We start from the raw sequence: 636 nt of genomic DNA, 5'->3' as shown, positions 1-636 counted from the left end.
GCAAATTGGACTGTTCAACGTCTACCTAAAGATGCTGAATGGGGTAGATTGCCAGCTATTAAATATACAACCATGCCATTTAAACGTAATACATGGTTAAATATTTATGAGGTAGGGGAAACTGAGCTTAATGATTTAAAATTTGCTCTGGCTCTGGCATCTATTAGTAACCAGCCGTCAGGATCTGCTAAACCCCAAATTGATTATAGTAAGTATGTTTATAATCTGGTTGAAACTCCGTATGAATTGCCAAATGTACCTGTAGATAAAAATGCAGATATCCATATTTGGGGGTTCTCTACAGGTGTTAAGGCTAGAATGTTCGGGGATGCTGTAGTTAAATATGACTTAGGTACTATTAGTGTGCCTAAATCAGTTATCCCTACATATGATTTTAATGGTTCTGCACAACTATTTTTACCTCATTGTGACCCTGTAGATATTGATTTAAACTACGTGTTTGGTTATAATATCCGTATTGAATATTTGTTCAACCTCACTAGTGGAATTGTTGTAGTAAATATTTACTGTGATAATCCAGCGTTGCGAGAAGGGGCGTTAGTTTCAAAAGAGGTTGATTGGGGAGTACAAATTCCGTGGGATGCTACAGATTGGAATGGAATTACCCGAACTGAA

1 protein-coding gene is annotated in these 636 nt (G+C 36.9%); it reads left to right on the top strand.

The features are described 5' to 3' along the window. A partial coding sequence (locus tag N1032_RS26020; protein ID WP_259543519.1) for a hypothetical protein occupies positions 1–636 on the top strand: 636 nt, incomplete at both ends.

The organism is Herbiconiux daphne (genome assembly GCF_024979295.1).
Lineage (GTDB): Bacteria > Actinomycetota > Actinomycetes > Actinomycetales > Microbacteriaceae > Herbiconiux > Herbiconiux daphnes.
Note: the sequence above shows the minus strand (reverse complement) of the source record. Positions and strands in the feature narration are given on the sequence as shown.